General features: G+C 66.5%; 27 protein-coding genes. All 27 read right to left on the bottom strand.

Annotated features, from left to right (window positions below; translation table 11 throughout):
- Positions 1–53: 53 nt before the first annotated feature.
- On the bottom strand, positions 54–434 hold the full coding sequence (gene rpsM / locus ACFY2B_RS01355; RefSeq protein ID WP_018543922.1) for a 30S ribosomal protein S13: 381 nt from the start codon (positions 432–434) through the stop codon (positions 54–56).
- 194 nt (positions 435–628) lie between these two features.
- A complete protein-coding gene (gene rpmJ, locus ACFY2B_RS01350) occupies positions 629–742 on the bottom strand; it encodes a 50S ribosomal protein L36 (RefSeq protein ID WP_003974245.1) in 114 nt (37 codons plus the stop codon).
- A 61-nt stretch (positions 743–803) separates the two neighbouring features.
- Positions 804–1,025 carry a translation initiation factor IF-1 gene (infA, locus tag ACFY2B_RS01345; protein WP_003948620.1) on the bottom strand — a complete coding sequence of 74 codons (222 nt, stop codon included), beginning with the start codon at positions 1,023–1,025 and terminating at the stop codon, positions 804–806.
- Between the two features lie 152 nt (positions 1,026–1,177).
- On the bottom strand, positions 1,178–2,014 hold the full coding sequence (gene map, locus ACFY2B_RS01340) for a type I methionyl aminopeptidase (protein ID WP_390761073.1): 837 nt from the start codon (positions 2,012–2,014) through the stop codon (positions 1,178–1,180).
- A gap of 133 nt (positions 2,015–2,147) precedes the next feature.
- A complete protein-coding gene (locus ACFY2B_RS01335; protein WP_390761072.1) occupies positions 2,148–2,813 on the bottom strand; it encodes an adenylate kinase in 666 nt (221 codons plus the stop codon).
- Entirely contained in the window at positions 2,813–4,126 is a 1,314-nt protein-coding gene (gene secY / locus ACFY2B_RS01330) for a preprotein translocase subunit SecY (RefSeq protein WP_376533026.1), read from the bottom strand. The genes ACFY2B_RS01335 and secY overlap by 1 nt, the downstream gene beginning before the upstream one ends.
- Before the next feature lie 244 nt (positions 4,127–4,370).
- The gene (gene rplO / locus ACFY2B_RS01325) at positions 4,371–4,826 is read right to left on the bottom strand and encodes a 50S ribosomal protein L15 (protein ID WP_376533027.1); all 456 of its coding nucleotides are present in this window, start codon (positions 4,824–4,826) and stop codon (positions 4,371–4,373) included.
- Between the two features lie 2 nt (positions 4,827–4,828).
- The gene (gene rpmD, locus ACFY2B_RS01320; RefSeq protein WP_039656212.1) at positions 4,829–5,011 is read right to left on the bottom strand and encodes a 50S ribosomal protein L30; all 183 of its coding nucleotides are present in this window, start codon (positions 5,009–5,011) and stop codon (positions 4,829–4,831) included.
- Positions 5,011–5,616, bottom strand: coding sequence for a 30S ribosomal protein S5 (rpsE, locus tag ACFY2B_RS01315; RefSeq protein WP_376533028.1), 606 nt, complete (start codon positions 5,614–5,616; stop codon positions 5,011–5,013). Before rpsE ends, rpmD begins: the two co-directional genes overlap by 1 nt.
- A gap of 39 nt (positions 5,617–5,655) precedes the next feature.
- The gene (rplR, locus tag ACFY2B_RS01310; RefSeq protein ID WP_019980869.1) at positions 5,656–6,039 is read right to left on the bottom strand and encodes a 50S ribosomal protein L18; all 384 of its coding nucleotides are present in this window, start codon (positions 6,037–6,039) and stop codon (positions 5,656–5,658) included.
- A 3-nt stretch (positions 6,040–6,042) separates the two neighbouring features.
- Positions 6,043–6,582, bottom strand: a complete 540-nt coding sequence (gene rplF, locus ACFY2B_RS01305; RefSeq protein WP_390761071.1) for a 50S ribosomal protein L6 — start codon at positions 6,580–6,582, stop codon at positions 6,043–6,045.
- A gap of 24 nt (positions 6,583–6,606) precedes the next feature.
- The gene (gene rpsH / locus ACFY2B_RS01300; protein ID WP_043443042.1) at positions 6,607–7,005 is read right to left on the bottom strand and encodes a 30S ribosomal protein S8; all 399 of its coding nucleotides are present in this window, start codon (positions 7,003–7,005) and stop codon (positions 6,607–6,609) included.
- Between the two features lie 268 nt (positions 7,006–7,273).
- Entirely contained in the window at positions 7,274–7,459 is a 186-nt protein-coding gene (locus ACFY2B_RS01295) for a type Z 30S ribosomal protein S14 (RefSeq protein WP_003956452.1), read from the bottom strand.
- 5 nt (positions 7,460–7,464) lie between these two features.
- Positions 7,465–8,022: a 50S ribosomal protein L5 gene (gene rplE / locus ACFY2B_RS01290; protein WP_376533031.1), complete on the bottom strand. Its 558-nt coding sequence runs from the start codon at positions 8,020–8,022 to the stop codon at positions 7,465–7,467.
- Complete coding sequence (rplX, locus tag ACFY2B_RS01285) at positions 8,022–8,345, bottom strand: 50S ribosomal protein L24 (protein ID WP_390761070.1); 324 nt, start codon at positions 8,343–8,345, stop codon at positions 8,022–8,024. The genes rplE and rplX overlap by 1 nt, the downstream gene beginning before the upstream one ends.
- A gap of 2 nt (positions 8,346–8,347) precedes the next feature.
- Positions 8,348–8,716 (bottom strand): 50S ribosomal protein L14, encoded by a 369-nt coding sequence (gene rplN / locus ACFY2B_RS01280; RefSeq protein WP_376533033.1) that lies wholly within the window; start codon positions 8,714–8,716, stop codon positions 8,348–8,350.
- Positions 8,717–8,824: 108 nt separating this feature from the next.
- Complete coding sequence (gene rpsQ / locus ACFY2B_RS01275; RefSeq protein ID WP_390761069.1) at positions 8,825–9,118, bottom strand: 30S ribosomal protein S17; 294 nt, start codon at positions 9,116–9,118, stop codon at positions 8,825–8,827.
- Positions 9,118–9,342 carry a 50S ribosomal protein L29 gene (gene rpmC, locus ACFY2B_RS01270; RefSeq protein WP_389012224.1) on the bottom strand — a complete coding sequence of 75 codons (225 nt, stop codon included), beginning with the start codon at positions 9,340–9,342 and terminating at the stop codon, positions 9,118–9,120. Before rpmC ends, rpsQ begins: the two co-directional genes overlap by 1 nt.
- Positions 9,342–9,761, bottom strand: coding sequence for a 50S ribosomal protein L16 (gene rplP / locus ACFY2B_RS01265; protein WP_143627890.1), 420 nt, complete (start codon positions 9,759–9,761; stop codon positions 9,342–9,344). The genes rpmC and rplP overlap by 1 nt, the downstream gene beginning before the upstream one ends.
- Before the next feature lie 5 nt (positions 9,762–9,766).
- The gene (gene rpsC, locus ACFY2B_RS01260) at positions 9,767–10,609 is read right to left on the bottom strand and encodes a 30S ribosomal protein S3 (protein WP_390761068.1); all 843 of its coding nucleotides are present in this window, start codon (positions 10,607–10,609) and stop codon (positions 9,767–9,769) included.
- Positions 10,609–10,956, bottom strand: a complete 348-nt coding sequence (rplV, locus tag ACFY2B_RS01255; protein WP_390761067.1) for a 50S ribosomal protein L22 — start codon at positions 10,954–10,956, stop codon at positions 10,609–10,611. The genes rpsC and rplV overlap by 1 nt, the downstream gene beginning before the upstream one ends.
- A gap of 43 nt (positions 10,957–10,999) precedes the next feature.
- Positions 11,000–11,281, bottom strand: coding sequence for a 30S ribosomal protein S19 (rpsS, locus tag ACFY2B_RS01250; RefSeq protein WP_376533036.1), 282 nt, complete (start codon positions 11,279–11,281; stop codon positions 11,000–11,002).
- 12 nt (positions 11,282–11,293) lie between these two features.
- Positions 11,294–12,130 (bottom strand): 50S ribosomal protein L2, encoded by an 837-nt coding sequence (gene rplB / locus ACFY2B_RS01245; RefSeq protein ID WP_390761066.1) that lies wholly within the window; start codon positions 12,128–12,130, stop codon positions 11,294–11,296.
- 50 nt (positions 12,131–12,180) lie between these two features.
- Positions 12,181–12,600 carry a 50S ribosomal protein L23 gene (gene rplW, locus ACFY2B_RS01240; protein ID WP_376533038.1) on the bottom strand — a complete coding sequence of 140 codons (420 nt, stop codon included), beginning with the start codon at positions 12,598–12,600 and terminating at the stop codon, positions 12,181–12,183.
- Positions 12,600–13,268 carry a 50S ribosomal protein L4 gene (gene rplD, locus ACFY2B_RS01235; protein ID WP_390761065.1) on the bottom strand — a complete coding sequence of 223 codons (669 nt, stop codon included), beginning with the start codon at positions 13,266–13,268 and terminating at the stop codon, positions 12,600–12,602. The genes rplW and rplD overlap by 1 nt, the downstream gene beginning before the upstream one ends.
- 8 nt (positions 13,269–13,276) lie before the next feature.
- Entirely contained in the window at positions 13,277–13,921 is a 645-nt protein-coding gene (gene rplC, locus ACFY2B_RS01230) for a 50S ribosomal protein L3 (RefSeq protein WP_031477844.1), read from the bottom strand.
- Between the two features lie 16 nt (positions 13,922–13,937).
- The gene (gene rpsJ, locus ACFY2B_RS01225; RefSeq protein ID WP_003948644.1) at positions 13,938–14,246 is read right to left on the bottom strand and encodes a 30S ribosomal protein S10; all 309 of its coding nucleotides are present in this window, start codon (positions 14,244–14,246) and stop codon (positions 13,938–13,940) included.
- Positions 14,247–14,567: the final 321 nt, after the last annotated feature.

Genomic DNA, 14,567 nt, shown 5'->3' with positions numbered 1-14,567 from the left:
ACGGGAGGTGGTCGGTCCTACAGCGAAGACCGTGGACAGGTGTCCGCTGCGGACTACTTCTTGCCCGGCTTCTTCTTGCCGGCGATGGCGCGACGCGGGCCCTTGCGGGTGCGGGCGTTGGTGCTGGTGCGCTGGCCGCGAACGGGCAGACCGCGACGGTGACGGAGACCCTGGTAGCACCCGATCTCCACCTTGCGGCGGATGTCGGCCTGGATCTCACGACGGAGGTCACCCTCGGTCTTGATGTTGCTGTCGACGTACTCGCGGATCGCGACGAGCTGCTCCTCGGAGAGGTCGCGGACGCGGGTGTTCGGGTCGACGCCGGTCGCAGCCAGCGTCTCCTGCGAGAGAGTCCGGCCGATGCCGAACACGTAGGTCAGGGCGACCTCCACGCGCTTTTCGCGCGGGATGTCAACACCGGAAACGCGTGCCATTCAATGGCTCCAGTTGCTTGTCGGAGGTCTTCCACAGGACCGGATCCCAGCCGCCGTACCAGGTACGAACTGGGTCCCCGGCCTCCGAGCCGGGGGTGTCGGAAACCCGTGCGAGGGGTGTCCGGGTCCTGCGTATGAACATATTCAGCTTGCGTCGCGCGAAGCCCTGCGTGATGCAGAGGTGCGGTCCTGTGTCAGCCCTGGCGCTGCTTGTGGCGCGGGTTGTCGCAGATCACCATGACCCGACCGTGACGGCGGATCACCCTGCACTTGTCGCAGATCTTCTTGACGCTCGGCTTGACCTTCATGGGATGTGAGGTTCTCCGGGTCAGTGCCATCGCCCCGGCATAACCGGGGCGCGGGCAAGATCTACTTGTATCGGTAGACGATCCGGCCACGCGTCAGGTCGTACGGAGACAGCTCCACCACGACCCGGTCGTCAGGGAGGATGCGGATGTAGTGCATGCGCATCTTGCCGCTGATGTGTGCCAGGACCTGGTGGCCGTTCTGGAGCTCGACCTTGAACATGGCGTTCGGAAGAGACTCGACGACAGTGCCCTCGATCTCGATGGCACCCTGCTTCTTGGCCACGCTTCGCCCTTCGAATCGACTACCTTGATCGACTCCCTTGCGTCCCTTCACGGGCGCATGCGGACATGCGGGTGCACGAGAGCCGACGCGTCAGTCTACGCCAGTGCACCCGGAAAGACGAATCGGGAAAGTCTGCCCCGGACCGGAGATCGTTATGCGAGCGGGTCGGGCGCAGCCGTGATGCCGAACTCCGCCAGCTTGGCCCGGCCGCCGTCGGGAGCGGTCAGCACCAGCGGTCCCTGCTCGGTCAGCGCGACGGAGTGCTCCCAGTGGGCGGACCAGGTGCCGTCGGTGGTGATCACCGTCCAGTTGTCCTGGAGCACCTCCGTCTTCGGGGTGCCCAGGGAGACCATCGGCTCGATCGCCAGGCAGAAGCCGGGCACCAGCTTGGGGCCCTTGCCGCGCTTGCGGTCCACGTAGTTCAGCAGGTGCGGGTCCATGTGCATCTCGGTGCCGATGCCGTGGCCGCCGTAGTCCTCGATGATCCCGTACCGGCCGCCGCCGGGCCTCGGCTGGCGGCGGATGTAGGTCTCGATGGCCCGGGAGACGTCGACGAGCCGGCTGCCCGGCTTCATCGCCGCGATCCCGGCCCACATGGACTCCGCGGTCACCCGGGACAGCTCCACCAGCTCCGGAGCGTGACCGGAGCCCACGAAGGCCGTGTACGCGGCGTCGCCGTGCCAGCCGTCCACGATCGCGCCGCAGTCGATGGAGATGATGTCGCCGTCCTTGAGGACGACCTCGTCCGACGGGATGCCGTGGACGACGACCTCGTTCACCGAGGTGCAGATGGTGGCGGGGAAACCGCCGTACCCGAGGAAGTTCGGTGTCGCGTTGTGCTCGGCGAGCACCTTGCGGGCGACCTCGTCCAGGTCCTTGGTGCTGGCGCCGGGGACGGCGGCCTCGCGGGTGGCCGCGTGGATCGCGGCGACGACCAGCCCCGCCGCACGCATCTTGGCGATCTGCTCGGGGGTCTTGATCTGCACCATGGGGGCCTGCGCTCTCCGTCACTCGCTCGGTCGGTCAGTACACGTATCTCAACAACAGTACGGCCGCGGTGCCCTGGGGTCCCCCGGACGGAATCCGGGGGAGGGCAACCGCGGCCGGTTCGACGCCCGAGAACTAGTTCTCGGCGTCCTCGTCACGCTTCAGCGCCTCCAGCGCCCGCTGTGTGATCACGTCCACCGGGCCCAGGGCCGAGATCGTCACGACCAGGCCCTGCGTCTTGTAGTAGTCGATGATCGGCTCGGTCTGCGTGTGGTAGACCTCCAGCCGGGTGCGGACGGTCTCCTCGGAGTCGTCGTCGCGCTGGTACAGCTCGCCGCCGCAGATGTCGCAGACGCCCTCCTGCTTCGGCGGGCTGTAGGTCACGTGGAAGACGTGCTCCGACTTGTTGCGGCAGGTGCGGCGGCCGGCGATGCGCTTGACCACCTCGTCCTCGGGGACTTCGAGGTCGAGCACCGCGTCCAGCTTGACGCCCTCGTTCTCCAGCAGTTCGTCCAGCGCCCCGGCCTGGGAGACGTTCCGCGGGAAGCCGTCCAGCAGGAAGCCGTTCTCGGCGTCCGCCTGCTCCATGCGGTCCTTGGCCATCGCGATGGTCACCTCGTCGGGGACGAGGTTTCCGGCGTCCATGTAGGACTTCGCGAGTTTCCCCAGCTCCGTCTGGCGGCTGATGTTGGCCCGGAACAGGTCGCCCGTGGAGATGTGCGGGACGCCCAGTTTCCCGGCAAGCCGCACGGCCTGCGTTCCCTTACCAGCGCCCGGCGGCCCGACGAGGACGATTCGCATCAGCGGAGGAACCCTTCGTAATTGCGCTGCTGGAGCTGGCTCTCGATCTGCTTCACCGTTTCCAGACCCACACCCACGATGATCAGGATGCTGGTGCCACCGAACGGGAAGTTCTGGCTTGCCCCAAAGCCAACCAACGCCATCGTCGGTACGAGAGCGATCAGACCCAGATACAGCGAACCCGGCCAGGTGATCCGGTTGAGCACGTACGAGAGGTACTCAGCGGTCGGTCGGCCAGCCCGGATGCCCGGGATGAAGCCACCATACTTCTTCATGTTGTCGGCGACTTCCTCGGGGTTGAAGGAGATCGCCACGTAGAAGAACGCGAAGAAAACGATGAGCAAGAAGTAAAGGGTGATGTAGATCGGGTGGTCACCCTTGGTGAGGTTCGTGGTGATCCACTGCTTCCAGCCGGAGTTGCCCCCGGCGAACTGCGCGATCAGGGCCGGGATGTAGAGCAGCGAGGACGCGAAGATGACGGGGATGACACCCGCCTGGTTCACCTTCAACGGGATGTAGGTGGACGTACCGCCGTACGAACGACGGCCGATCATGCGCTTCGCGTACTGCACGGGGATACGGCGCTGGGCCTGCTCGACGAAGACGACGAGCGCGACCATGACCAGGCCGACCAGGATGACGGTCCCGAACTCGATCCAGCCGCCGGCCAGGGTGCCCTGCTTCTTGATCGCCCACAGCGCGGACGGGAAGGTCGCGGCGATCGAGATGAACATCAGGATCGACATGCCGTTGCCGATGCCGCGGTCGGTGATCAGCTCACCGAGCCACATCACGACGGCCGTACCCGCGGTCATGCAGATGACCATGGTGATGGTCGTGAAGATCGCCTGGTCGGGAACGATGCCCGACGCGACGGTGCAGCCGGAGAACAGGGCGCCGCTGCGGGCGGTGGCCACCAGACCGGTGCCCTGGAGGATCGCCAGCGCCACGGTCAGGTACCGGGTGTACTGCGTGATCTTCGCCGTACCGGACTGGCCCTCCTTCTTCAGGGCCTCCAGGCGCGGGATGACCACGGTCAGCAGCTGAAGGATGATGCTCGCCGTGATGTACGGCATGATGCCGAGGGCGAAGACGGTGATCTGCAGCAGCGCGCCGCCGCTGAACATGTTGACGAGACCGAAGAGGCCCTGGTTCCCGGATGCCTCTTTCACGCACTGCTGGACGGCCTGGTAGTTGACGCCGGGGATCGGGATGTGGGTACCGACCCGGTAGACCACGATGATGCCCAGCGTGAAGAGCAGCTTCTTGCGCAGGTCGGGCGTCCTGAACGCCCGGGCGAACGCGGTGAGCACGGTGCCTCCTGCGACCCCCCGCGCGACTGCGTCAAGGGTGACGGTCTTGAAGTTCGACGAATTCGACAAGTACGTAACGGCCAACTGCCGATCAGAGTGCCCCATGAGCAGCACCTGATGTAAGTGGGCAGTGCAGGCCACCTTACCGGCGAGACTGCCCCCCTTGGAACGACCAACCGGGGATACCCCATTTGTGGAGTATCCCCGGTCGGGATCGTTCAGGTCATCGAGACGTCCGAAAGAGTCAGACGAGCTCGGTGACGGTGCCGCCGGCGGCAGTGATCTTCTCCTTGGCGGAGCCGGAGACGGCGTCGACCGTCACCTGCAGCGCCACCGAGATCTCACCCTGGCCCAGCACCTTGACCAGGCTGTTCTTGCGAACGGCGCCCTTGGTCACCAGACCCTCGACCGTGACCTCGCCACCCTCGGGGTAGAGCTCGGCCAGCTTGTCGAGGTTCACGACCTGGTACTCGGTCCTGAACGGGTTCTTGAAGCCCTTCAGCTTCGGGAGGCGCATGTGGAGCGGCATCTGGCCGCCCTCGAAGCGCTCCGGAACCTGGTAGCGGGCCTTCGTGCCCTTCGTACCACGACCGGCCGTCTTGCCCTTCGACGCCTCACCACGACCGACACGGGTCTTGGCGGTCTTGGCGCCCGGGGCCGGACGGAGGTTGTGGATCTTGAGCGGGTTCTGCTCCGCCATGATCAGTCGACCTCCTCGACCGACACGAGGTGGCGGACGGTGTGCACCATGCCGCGGAACTCGGGGCGGTCCTCCTTGACGACCACGGTGTTGATCCCCTTGAGACCAAGCGACCGCAGGGTGTCACGGTGGTTCTGCTTGCTGCCGATGTAGGACTTGACCTGCGTGATCTTCAGCTGAGCCATCACGCACCCGCCCCGGCGCGCGCACGCAGCAGGGCCGCGGGGGCGACGTCCTCCAGGGGCAGACCACGGCGGGCCGCGATCTCCTCGGGACGCTGCAGGCCCTTCAGGGCCTCCACGGTCGCGTGCACGATGTTGATCGCGTTGTCGGAGCCGAGCGACTTCGACAGCACGTCGTGGATGCCGGCGCACTCCAGGACGGCACGCACGGGACCACCGGCGATCACACCGGTACCCGGCGAAGCCGGCTTGAGGAGGACGACACCGGCAGCCTTCTCACCCTGGATCGGGTGCGGGATGGTGCCCTGGATCCGGGGGACCTTGAAGAAGTGCTTCTTGGCCTCCTCCACACCCTTGGCGATGGCGGCCGGCACCTCCTTGGCCTTGCCGTAACCGACACCCACGGTGCCGTCACCGTCGCCCACCACGACCAGCGCGGTGAAGCTGAAGCGACGACCACCCTTCACAACCTTGGCGACGCGGTTGATCGCGACGACGCGCTCGACGTACGCGGTCTTCTCGGCGGCGGCTGCGCCGCCGTCACGGCCCTTGCGCTCCCGCCGCTCGCCGCCACCGGCACCGCCACCGCGGCGCTGGGGTCCAGCCATTGGATTACCTCTCTCTGTTTCCGCTAGCTCGGAAGCGACTCAGAACTTGAGCCCGGCCTCGCGGGCGGCGTCCGCCAGGGCGGCGATGCGCCCGGCGTACTGGTTGCCACCACGGTCGAACACGACAGCCTCGACACCGGCGGCCTTGGCCCGCTCGGCGACCAGGGCGCCGACCTGCTTGGCCTGCGCGGACTTGTCGCCCTCGCCGCCGCGGATCGACGTGTCCAGGGTGGACGCCGAGGCCAGGGTGTGGCCCTTCAGGTCGTCGATCACCTGCGCCACGATGTGACGGTTGGAGCGGGTCACGACCAGACGGGGACGCTCCGCCGTACCCGAGATCCGCTTGCGGATCCGGATGTGACGGCGCTTGATCGCGGCGCGCTTGTAGGCGTCGCCCTTGAGGATCTTCTGCCCGTATGCCATGGCTTACTTACCCGCCTTTCCGACCTTGCGGCGGATGACTTCGCCCTCAAGCTTGATGCCCTTGGCCTTGTACGGGTCCGGCTTGCGCAGCTTGCGGATGTTGGCCGCGACCTCGCCGACCTTCTGCTTGTCGATGCCCTCGACCGAGAAGCGGGTCGGGCTCTCCACCTTGAAGGTGATGCCCTCAGGGGCCTCGACCGTGATCGGGTGGCTGTAACCGAGAGCGAACTCCAGGTTCGAGCCCTTGGCGGTCACGCGGTAACCGACACCGCTGATTTCGAGCTTCTTCACGTAACCCTGGGTCACGCCGGTGATCATGTTCGCCACCAGCGTGCGCGACAGGCCGTGCAGGGCCTTGTTCTGACGCTCGTCGTTGGGGCGGGTCACCCGCAGGGTGCCGTCCTCGCCCTTGACGATGTCGATCGGCGAGGCGACGGTGTGGGTCAGCGAGCCCTTGGGGCCCTTGACCGAAACCATGCGGCCGTCGATGGTGACGTCCACGCCGGCGGGAACCGCGATGGGGAGCTTGCCGATGCGCGACATAGCTGTTTCCTCCGTTCCCTTCTGCTACCAGACGTAGGCGAGGACTTCCCCACCCACGCCCTTCTTGCCGGCCTGCTTGTCGGTGAGGAGCCCGTGCGACGTGGAGATGATCGCCACGCCCAGGCCGCCGAGCACCTTCGGCAGGTTGGTGGACTTCGCGTACACCCGGAGACCGGGCTTGGAGATCCGCTTGATGCCCGCGATGGAGCGCTCACGGTTCGGGCCGAACTTCAGCTCGAGGACGAGGTTCTTGCCGACCTCGGCGTCCTCGACCTTCCAGCCCGTGATGAAGCCCTCCTGCTGGAGGATCTCCGCGATGTGCGACTTGATCTTGGAATGCGGCATCCCCACCGAGTCGTGGTACGCCGAGTTCGCGTTCCGCAGACGCGTCAACATGTCTGCGATCGGATCAGTCATGGTCATGAATTGGCCTTCGGCCTCTCTCGCCGGGGTTTCCTGGTGCGCCGTCCCTCTCCCCGATCCGAGACGGGGCAGGTGCGGTGCGGTGGACCTACGGCGTAGTAAGTCGTCTGGGCGGAAGTCAGGCGCCCAACCCTCCAAGCCTAAGCCATGGAGCGGAGGGCACCTGACACGCCCACTGCTTACCGAGAGCCTGGCGAATTCCGATCCAGCCCGTCGGCCCGGCGAACCGCCCCTGAAGGACGGTGGTCGGGCGACGGGTGAGCCGGAACTACCAGGAGCTCTTGGTCACGCCCGGCAGCTCACCACGGTGGGCCATCTCACGAAGGCACACGCGGCAGAGGCCGAACTTGCGGTACACGGAGTGCGGACGGCCGCAGCGCTGGCAGCGGGTGTACGCACGCACACCGAACTTGGGCTTGCGAGCAGCCTTGGCAATCAGAGCCTTCTTCGCCATCTCGCTCACGCCTCCTTGAACGGGAAGCCGAGGTGACGAAGGAGCGCGCGGCCCTCAGCGTCGTTGGTCGCCGTGGTGACCACGGTGATGTCCATACCCCGGGTGCGGTCGATCTTGTCCTGGTCGATCTCGTGGAACATGACCTGCTCGGTGAGACCGAAGGTGTAGTTGCCACGGCCGTCGAACTGCTTGGGAGACAGACCACGGAAGTCGCGGATGCGCGGCAGCGCGAGCGACAGGGTGCGGTCCAGGAACTCCCACATGCGGTCGCCACGGAGCGTGACGTGGGCACCGATCGGCTGGCCCTCACGCAGCTTGAACTGCGCGATGGACTTACGGGCCTTGGTGACGGCCGGCTTCTGACCGGTGATCGTGGTGAGGTCGCGGATGGCGCCCTCGATCAGCTTGGAGTCGCGGGCGGCGTCGCCCACACCCATGTTGACCACGATCTTGACGAGGCCCGGGATCTGCATGACGTTCTCGTACTTGAACTCGTCACGCAGCTTGCCGGAGATCTCGTCGCGGTACTTCGTCTTCAGACGCGGAGCGGTGGTGGTAGCCATCAGATGTCCTCACCCGTCCGCTTGGCAACGCGGATCTTGTTGCCCTCTTCGTCGAAGCGGTAGCCGACACGCGTGACGACCTTCTTGCCGTCCTTCTCCACGACCAGCTGGACGTTGGAGACGTGGACCGGCGCTTCGGTGGTCACGATGCCGCCGGCCTGCGAGCCGCCGGCCGTCGGACCGGCCTTGGTGTGCTTCTTGACCCGGTTGACACCCTCGACCAGGACGCGGTCCTCGCGCGGGAAAGCGGCAATGACCTTGCCCTGCTTGCCCTTGTCCTTGCCGGTGATGACCTGAACCAGGTCGCCCTTCTTGATCTTCATGCTCACAGCACCTCCGGCGCGAGGGAGATGATCTTCATGAACCTCTTCTCGCGCAGCTCACGGCCCACGGGGCCGAAGATGCGGGTGCCACGAGGGTCGCCGTCGTTCTTCAGAATGACGGCGGCGTTCTCGTCGAAGCGGATGTACGAGCCGTCCGGACGGCGGCGCTCCTTGACGGTGCGAACGATGACCGCCTTGACGACGTCACCCTTCTTCACGTTGCCGCCGGGGATCGCGTCCTTGACGGTGGCGACGATGACGTCACCGATGCCCGCGTAGCGACGGCCGGAGCCACCGAGTACACGGATGCAAAGGATCTCCTTCGCACCCGTGTTGTCGGCGACACGCAGCCGCGACTCCTGCTGGATCACGTCTATCTCCTGTGTGTCTGCCGGTTCCCGGCGAGAGGCGCGAATGCGTCACGCCTCTCGCCGAGCCTGGCGGAACTGTCCTGCGAGGCAGCTGCCCCGCAGGAATAACTACTTGGCCTTTTCGAGGATCTCGACGATGCGCCAGTGCTTGGTGGCGGACAGCTTCCGGGTCTCCATGAGGAGGACGCGGTCGCCGATGCCGGCAGCGTTCTGCTCGTCGTGCGCCTTGAGCTTGTTGGTACGGCGGATGACCTTGCCGTACAGCGCGTGCTTCACGCGGTCCTCGACGGCGACGACGACGGTCTTGTCCATCTTGTCGCTGACGACCAGACCCTCACGGGTCTTGCGGGCGTTGCGCTCGCCGCTGTTGGTTGCAGTCTCAGTCACGTTGCTCTCGCTCATCAGGCGCTCTCCACCGTTTCGATGCCCAGCTCACGCTCGCGCATCAGGGTGTAGATCCGCGCGATGTCCTTGCGGACCGCCTTCAGACGGCCGTGGTTCTCAAGCTGACCGGTCGCCGCCTGGAAACGGAGGTTGAACAGCTCTTCCTTGGCCTCGCGGAGCTTGCCCAGCAGCTCCTCGTTGCCCAGCTCGCGCAGCTCGGACGCCTTGGTGCCGACCGACATCACGCTTCACCTGCCTCGCGCTTGACGATCCGGCACTTCATCGGCAGCTTGTGGGCCGCGCGCAGCAGCGCCTCACGGGCGATCTTCTCGTTGGGGTACGACAGCTCGAACATCACGCGTCCGGGCTTGACGTTGGCGATCCACCACTCCGGAGAACCCTTACCGGAACCCATGCGGGTCTCGGCCGGCTTCTTCGTCAGCGGACGGTCCGGGTAGATGTTGATCCAGACCTTGCCGCCACGCTTGATGTGGCGGGTCATGGCGATACGAGCCGCCTCGATCTGGCGGTTCGTGACGTATGCCGGGGTCAGCGCCTGGATGCCGTACTCGCCGAACGCAACCTGGGTACCGCCCTTGGCAGCGCCGGAGCGCTTCGGGTGGTGCTGCTTGCGGTGCTTGACCCTACGGGGGATCAGCATGTCGGTCAGGCCTCCGTTCCGCCAGAAGAAGAGGACGCAGCCTCAGCCGGAGCAGCCGCCGGGGTCGCCTCAGCCTTGGGAGCCTCGGCACCGCCGGCCTGCTGCGGCTTGCGACCGCGCCGCTCGCCGCCGCGGCCACCACGGGCCGGACGGTCGCCTGCGCCACCGCGGGCCGGGCGGTTGCCCGCACGGGCGGCGGCGTTCTCGGCGCGGACCTCGGCGATGTTCTTGACGTCGCCCTTGTAGATCCAGACCTTCACACCGATGCGGCCGAAGGTCGTCTTGGCCTCGAAGAAGCCGTAGTCCACGTTGGCGCGGAGCGTGTGCAGGGGCACCCGGCCCTCGCGGTAGAACTCCGAGCGGGACATCTCGGCGCCGCCGAGACGGCCACCGCACTGGATCTTGATGCCCTTGGCGCCCGCCTTCATCGCCGACTGCATGCTCTTGCGCATGGCGCGGCGGAAGGAGACGCGGGAGGACAGCTGCTCGGCGACGGCCTGGGCCACCAGCTGAGCGTCCGTCTCCGGGTTCTTGACCTCAAGGATGTTCAGCTGGACCTGCTTGCCGGTCAGCTTCTCCAGGTCACCGCGGATGCGGTCGGCCTCGGCGCCACGGCGGCCGATGACGATGCCCGGACGCGCGGTGTGGATGTCCACGCGGACGCGGTCACGGGTGCGCTCGATCTCGACCTTGGAGATGCCGGCGCGCTCCATGCCGGACGTCATCATCCGACGGATGGCGACGTCTTCCTTGACGTAGTCCTTGTACAGCTTGTCGGCGTACCAGCGCGACTTGAAGTCAGTGGTGACACCGAGTCGGAACCCATGCGGGTTTACCTTCTGACCCATTACCGGGTTCCTTCCTTGCTGCTGACGACCACGGTGATGTGGCTGGTCCGCTTGCGGATCCGGTAGGCACGGCCCTGGGCGCGCGGCCGGAACCGCTTCAGGGTCGGGCCCTCGTCGACGTACGCCTCGGAGATGAACAGCGAGTCGGCGTCGGGGTGGTCGTAGTTGTGCGCGGCGTTGGCGATGGCGCTGTCGAGCACCTTGCCGACCGGCACGGAGGCTGCCTGCGGAGCGAATCGCAGAACAGCCTGGGCCTCCGTGGCGTCCATGCCACGGATGAGGTCCACCACACGGCGGGCCTTCATGGGCGTGACGCGGATGTACCGCGCCTGGGCCCTGGCTTCCATGGTTGTCCCTTCAGTTTCTTACGTGTCTGTTGCGATCCGCGCCCTAGCGGCGCTTCGACTTCCGGTCGTCCTTGACGTGACCCCGGAAGGTGCGGGTCGGCGAGAACTCGCCGAGCTTGTGGCCGACCATCGACTCGGTGACGAACACCGGGATGTGGGTCTTGCCGTTGTGCACCGCGATCGTGTGGCCCAGCATGTCCGGGACGATCATCGAGCGACGGGACCAGGTCTTGATGACGTTCTTGGTGCCGGCTTCGTTCTGGGCATCCACCTTCTTGATCAGGTGGAGGTCGACGAAGGGCCCCTTCTTCAGGCTACGAGGCATCTCAACCCGTCCTTAGCGCTTCTTGTTCGTCTTGCGGCGGCGGACGATGTACTTGTTGCTCGCCTTCTTGGGAGAACGAGTACGGCCTTCCTTCTTGCCCCACGGGGACACAGGGTGGCGACCACCGGAGGTCCGGCCCTCACCACCACCGTGCGGGTGGTCGACCGGGTTCATGACCACACCACGGACGGTCGGACGGACGCCCAGCCACCGCTTGCGGCCGGCCTTGCCCCAGTTGATGTTCGACTGCTCGGCGTTGCCGACCTCGCCGACAGTGGCGCGGCAGCGGGCGTCGACCAGGCGGATCTCACCGGACGGCATGCGCAGGTGGGCCATGGTGCCCTCCTTCGCGAGCAGCTGCACGGAGGCGCCGGCGGAGCGGGCGAACTTCGCGCCGCCGCCCGGACGCAGCTCGATGGCGTGCAGGGTGGTACCGACCGGGATGTTACGCAGGGCGAGGTTGTTGCCCGGCTTGATGTCGGCCCCGGGGCCGTTCTCGACACGGTCGCCCTGGACCAGGCCGCGCGGCGCGAGGATGTAGCGCTTCTCGCCGTCGGCGTAGTGCAGCAGCGCGATGCGCGCGGTGCGGTTGGGGTCGTACTCGATGTGCGCGACCTTCGCCGGCACGCCGTCCTTGTCGTGCCGACGGAAGTCGATCACGCGGTAGGCGCGCTTGTGGCCACCGCCCTGGTGGCGGACGGTCACACGACCGGAGTTGTTACGGCCACCCTTGCTGTGCAGGGGGCGAACCAGCGACTTCTCCGGCGTGGACCGCGTGACCTCGACGAAGTCGGCGACGCTGGCGCCACGACGGCCAGGAGTCGTCGGCTTGTACTTGCGGATTCCCATTGTCTCTCAGTCCTCGGAAGTATTTCCGAAATCTGGACGATCCCGACCGCTTACGCGGTCGGACCGCCGAAGATGTCGATACGGTCGCCCTCGGCAAGGGTCACGATCGCGCGCTTGGTGGCCGCGCGCTGGCCGAAGCCGGTGCGGGTCCGCTTGCGCTTGCCCTGACGGTTGATCGTGTTGACCCCGGTGACCTTGACGTCGAAGACCGCCTGGACGGCCTGCTTGATCTGGGTCTTGTTGGCCCGCGGATCGACGACGAACGTGTACTTGTTCTCGTCGAGCAGCGCGTAGCTCTTCTCCGACACGACCGGCTTCAGCAGCACGTCACGGGGGTCCGTGTACGCCTTGCTGGCCGGGGTGACGACGGTGTTCTTGCCCTCGGCGGCGTGGCGGCGCGCCTTGGCGACGCGCGCGGCCTTGGCGGCCTTGGCCGCCTTCGAGGCGATAGAGGGGTGACGGGTGGCCATCAGACCTCGCTCCCTTCGGTGTCGGTGGCCTTGTTCGGACCGGCGACGAAGGACTCGAAAGCGGCCTGGGTGAAGACCACGTCGTCCGAGACGAGAACGTCGTACGTGTTCAGCTGGCCCGGCTCCAGGATGTGGACCTGGGGCAGGTTGCGGGCGGAGAGCCAGGCGGCCTCGTCGGAGCGGTCGATGACCAGGAGCAGGTTCTTGCGCTCGCTGATCTTGCCGAACAGGCTCTTGGCGGACTTGGTGCTGGGGGTCTCGCCCTCGGTCACGCCGGAGACGACGTGGATGCGGTTGTGGCGGGCCCGGTCGGTGAGGGCGTGGCGCAGGGCCGCGGCCTTCATCTTCTTCGGGGTCCGCTGCGAGTAGTCACGCGGCACGGGACCGTGCACGACGCCACCACCGGCGAACTGCGGCGCGCGGGTCGAACCCTGGCGGGCGCGGCCGGTGCCCTTCTGGCGGTACGGCTTCTTGCCACCACCACGGACCTCGCCACGCGTCTTCGTCTTGTGCGTGCCCTGGCGGGCGGCGGCCAGCTGCGCGACGACGACCTGGTGGATCAGCGGGATGCTGATCTTCTCGACGTCGAAGATCTCCGCGGGGAGCTCGACGGAACCGGCCTTCTCGCCCGCGGGCGAAAGGATGTCAATGTTCATCGGGGTGCTCATGGTTAACCTCAGGCCCCCTTGGCCGCGGTGCGGACCAGGACGAGGCCGCCGTTCGGACCGGGAACCGCGCCCTTGATGAGCAGCAGACCCTTCTCCGCGTCAACGGCGTGGACGGTCAGGTTCTGGGTGGTGACCCGCTCGTTGCCCATGCGACCCGCCATGCGCAGGCCCTTGAACACACGGCCGGGGGTGGCGCAGCCACCGATGGAACCGGGCGAGCGGTGCTTGCGCTGGGTACCGTGCCCGGCGCCGAGGCCACGGAAGTTGTGGCGCTTCATGACGCCGGCGAAGCCCTTGCCCTTGCTCTTGCCGGTGACGTCGACCTTGACGCCGGCCTCGAACACCTCGGCGGTGACTTCCTGGCCCAGCGTGTACTCGGAGGCGTCCGCCGTGCGGATCTCGACGAGGTGACGACGCGGGGTGACATCGGCCTTGGCGAAGTGACCCTTGAGGGGCTTGTTCACCTTGCGCGGGTCGATCTCGCCGAAGGCGAGCTGGACGGACTCGTAGCCGTCGGCGTCATTGGTACGGACCTGGGTCACGACATTGGGCCCGGCCTTGACGACGGTGACCGGGACGACACGGTTGTTCTCGTCCCACACCTGCGTCATGCCGAGCTTCTCGCCCAGGATGCCCTTGATCTGCTTAGCCATTCTCAGATCACCGGCCTCAGAGCTTGATCTCGATGTCGACACCGGCCGGGAGGTCGAGTCGCATCAGAGAGTCAACGGTCTTGGGGGTCGGGTCGAGGATGTCGATCAGGCGCTTGTGCGTGCGCATCTCGAAGTGCTCGCGCGAGTCCTTGTACTTGTGCGGCGACTTGATGACGCAGTACACGTTCTTCTCAGTGGGCAGCGGCACCGGGCCCGCGACCGACGCACCAGTACGGGTCACCGTCTCGACGATCTTCTTCGCCGAGGAGTCGATGACCTCGTGGTCGTAGGCCTTGAGCCGGATGCGGATCTTCTGTCCCGCCATGGCTACTCAGTAGTCCTGTCTCTTCTCACGCTCTGGAACCCGGCGTCCCCTTGCCCCTCTCCGACCCACGCGGTCGGGCGTGTCGCAGCCCCGCTGACACAGATGCCCCTTGTTCGAACATCCCTGCGGGGAATGCACACGGCCCTACCGGAACCGCAGACCGGGGACGGAAGGCCCACCGGGCGCCTGGTCGGTGCCGCGCCGACACTTCCCGGAAGATTCCCGTACGTCCAACCCACATGGGGTTGACGAGTACTGTGGGACTCGCTTCCGGTCCCCCCGGCGGGAGGCGCGCAGCATCAACACTCGACCGAGCAACTC

The sequence above is a fragment of the Streptomyces sp. NPDC001270 genome, from assembly GCF_042896695.1.
GTDB lineage: Bacteria > Actinomycetota > Actinomycetes > Streptomycetales > Streptomycetaceae > Streptomyces.
Note: the sequence above shows the minus strand (reverse complement) of the source record. Positions and strands in the feature narration are given on the sequence as shown.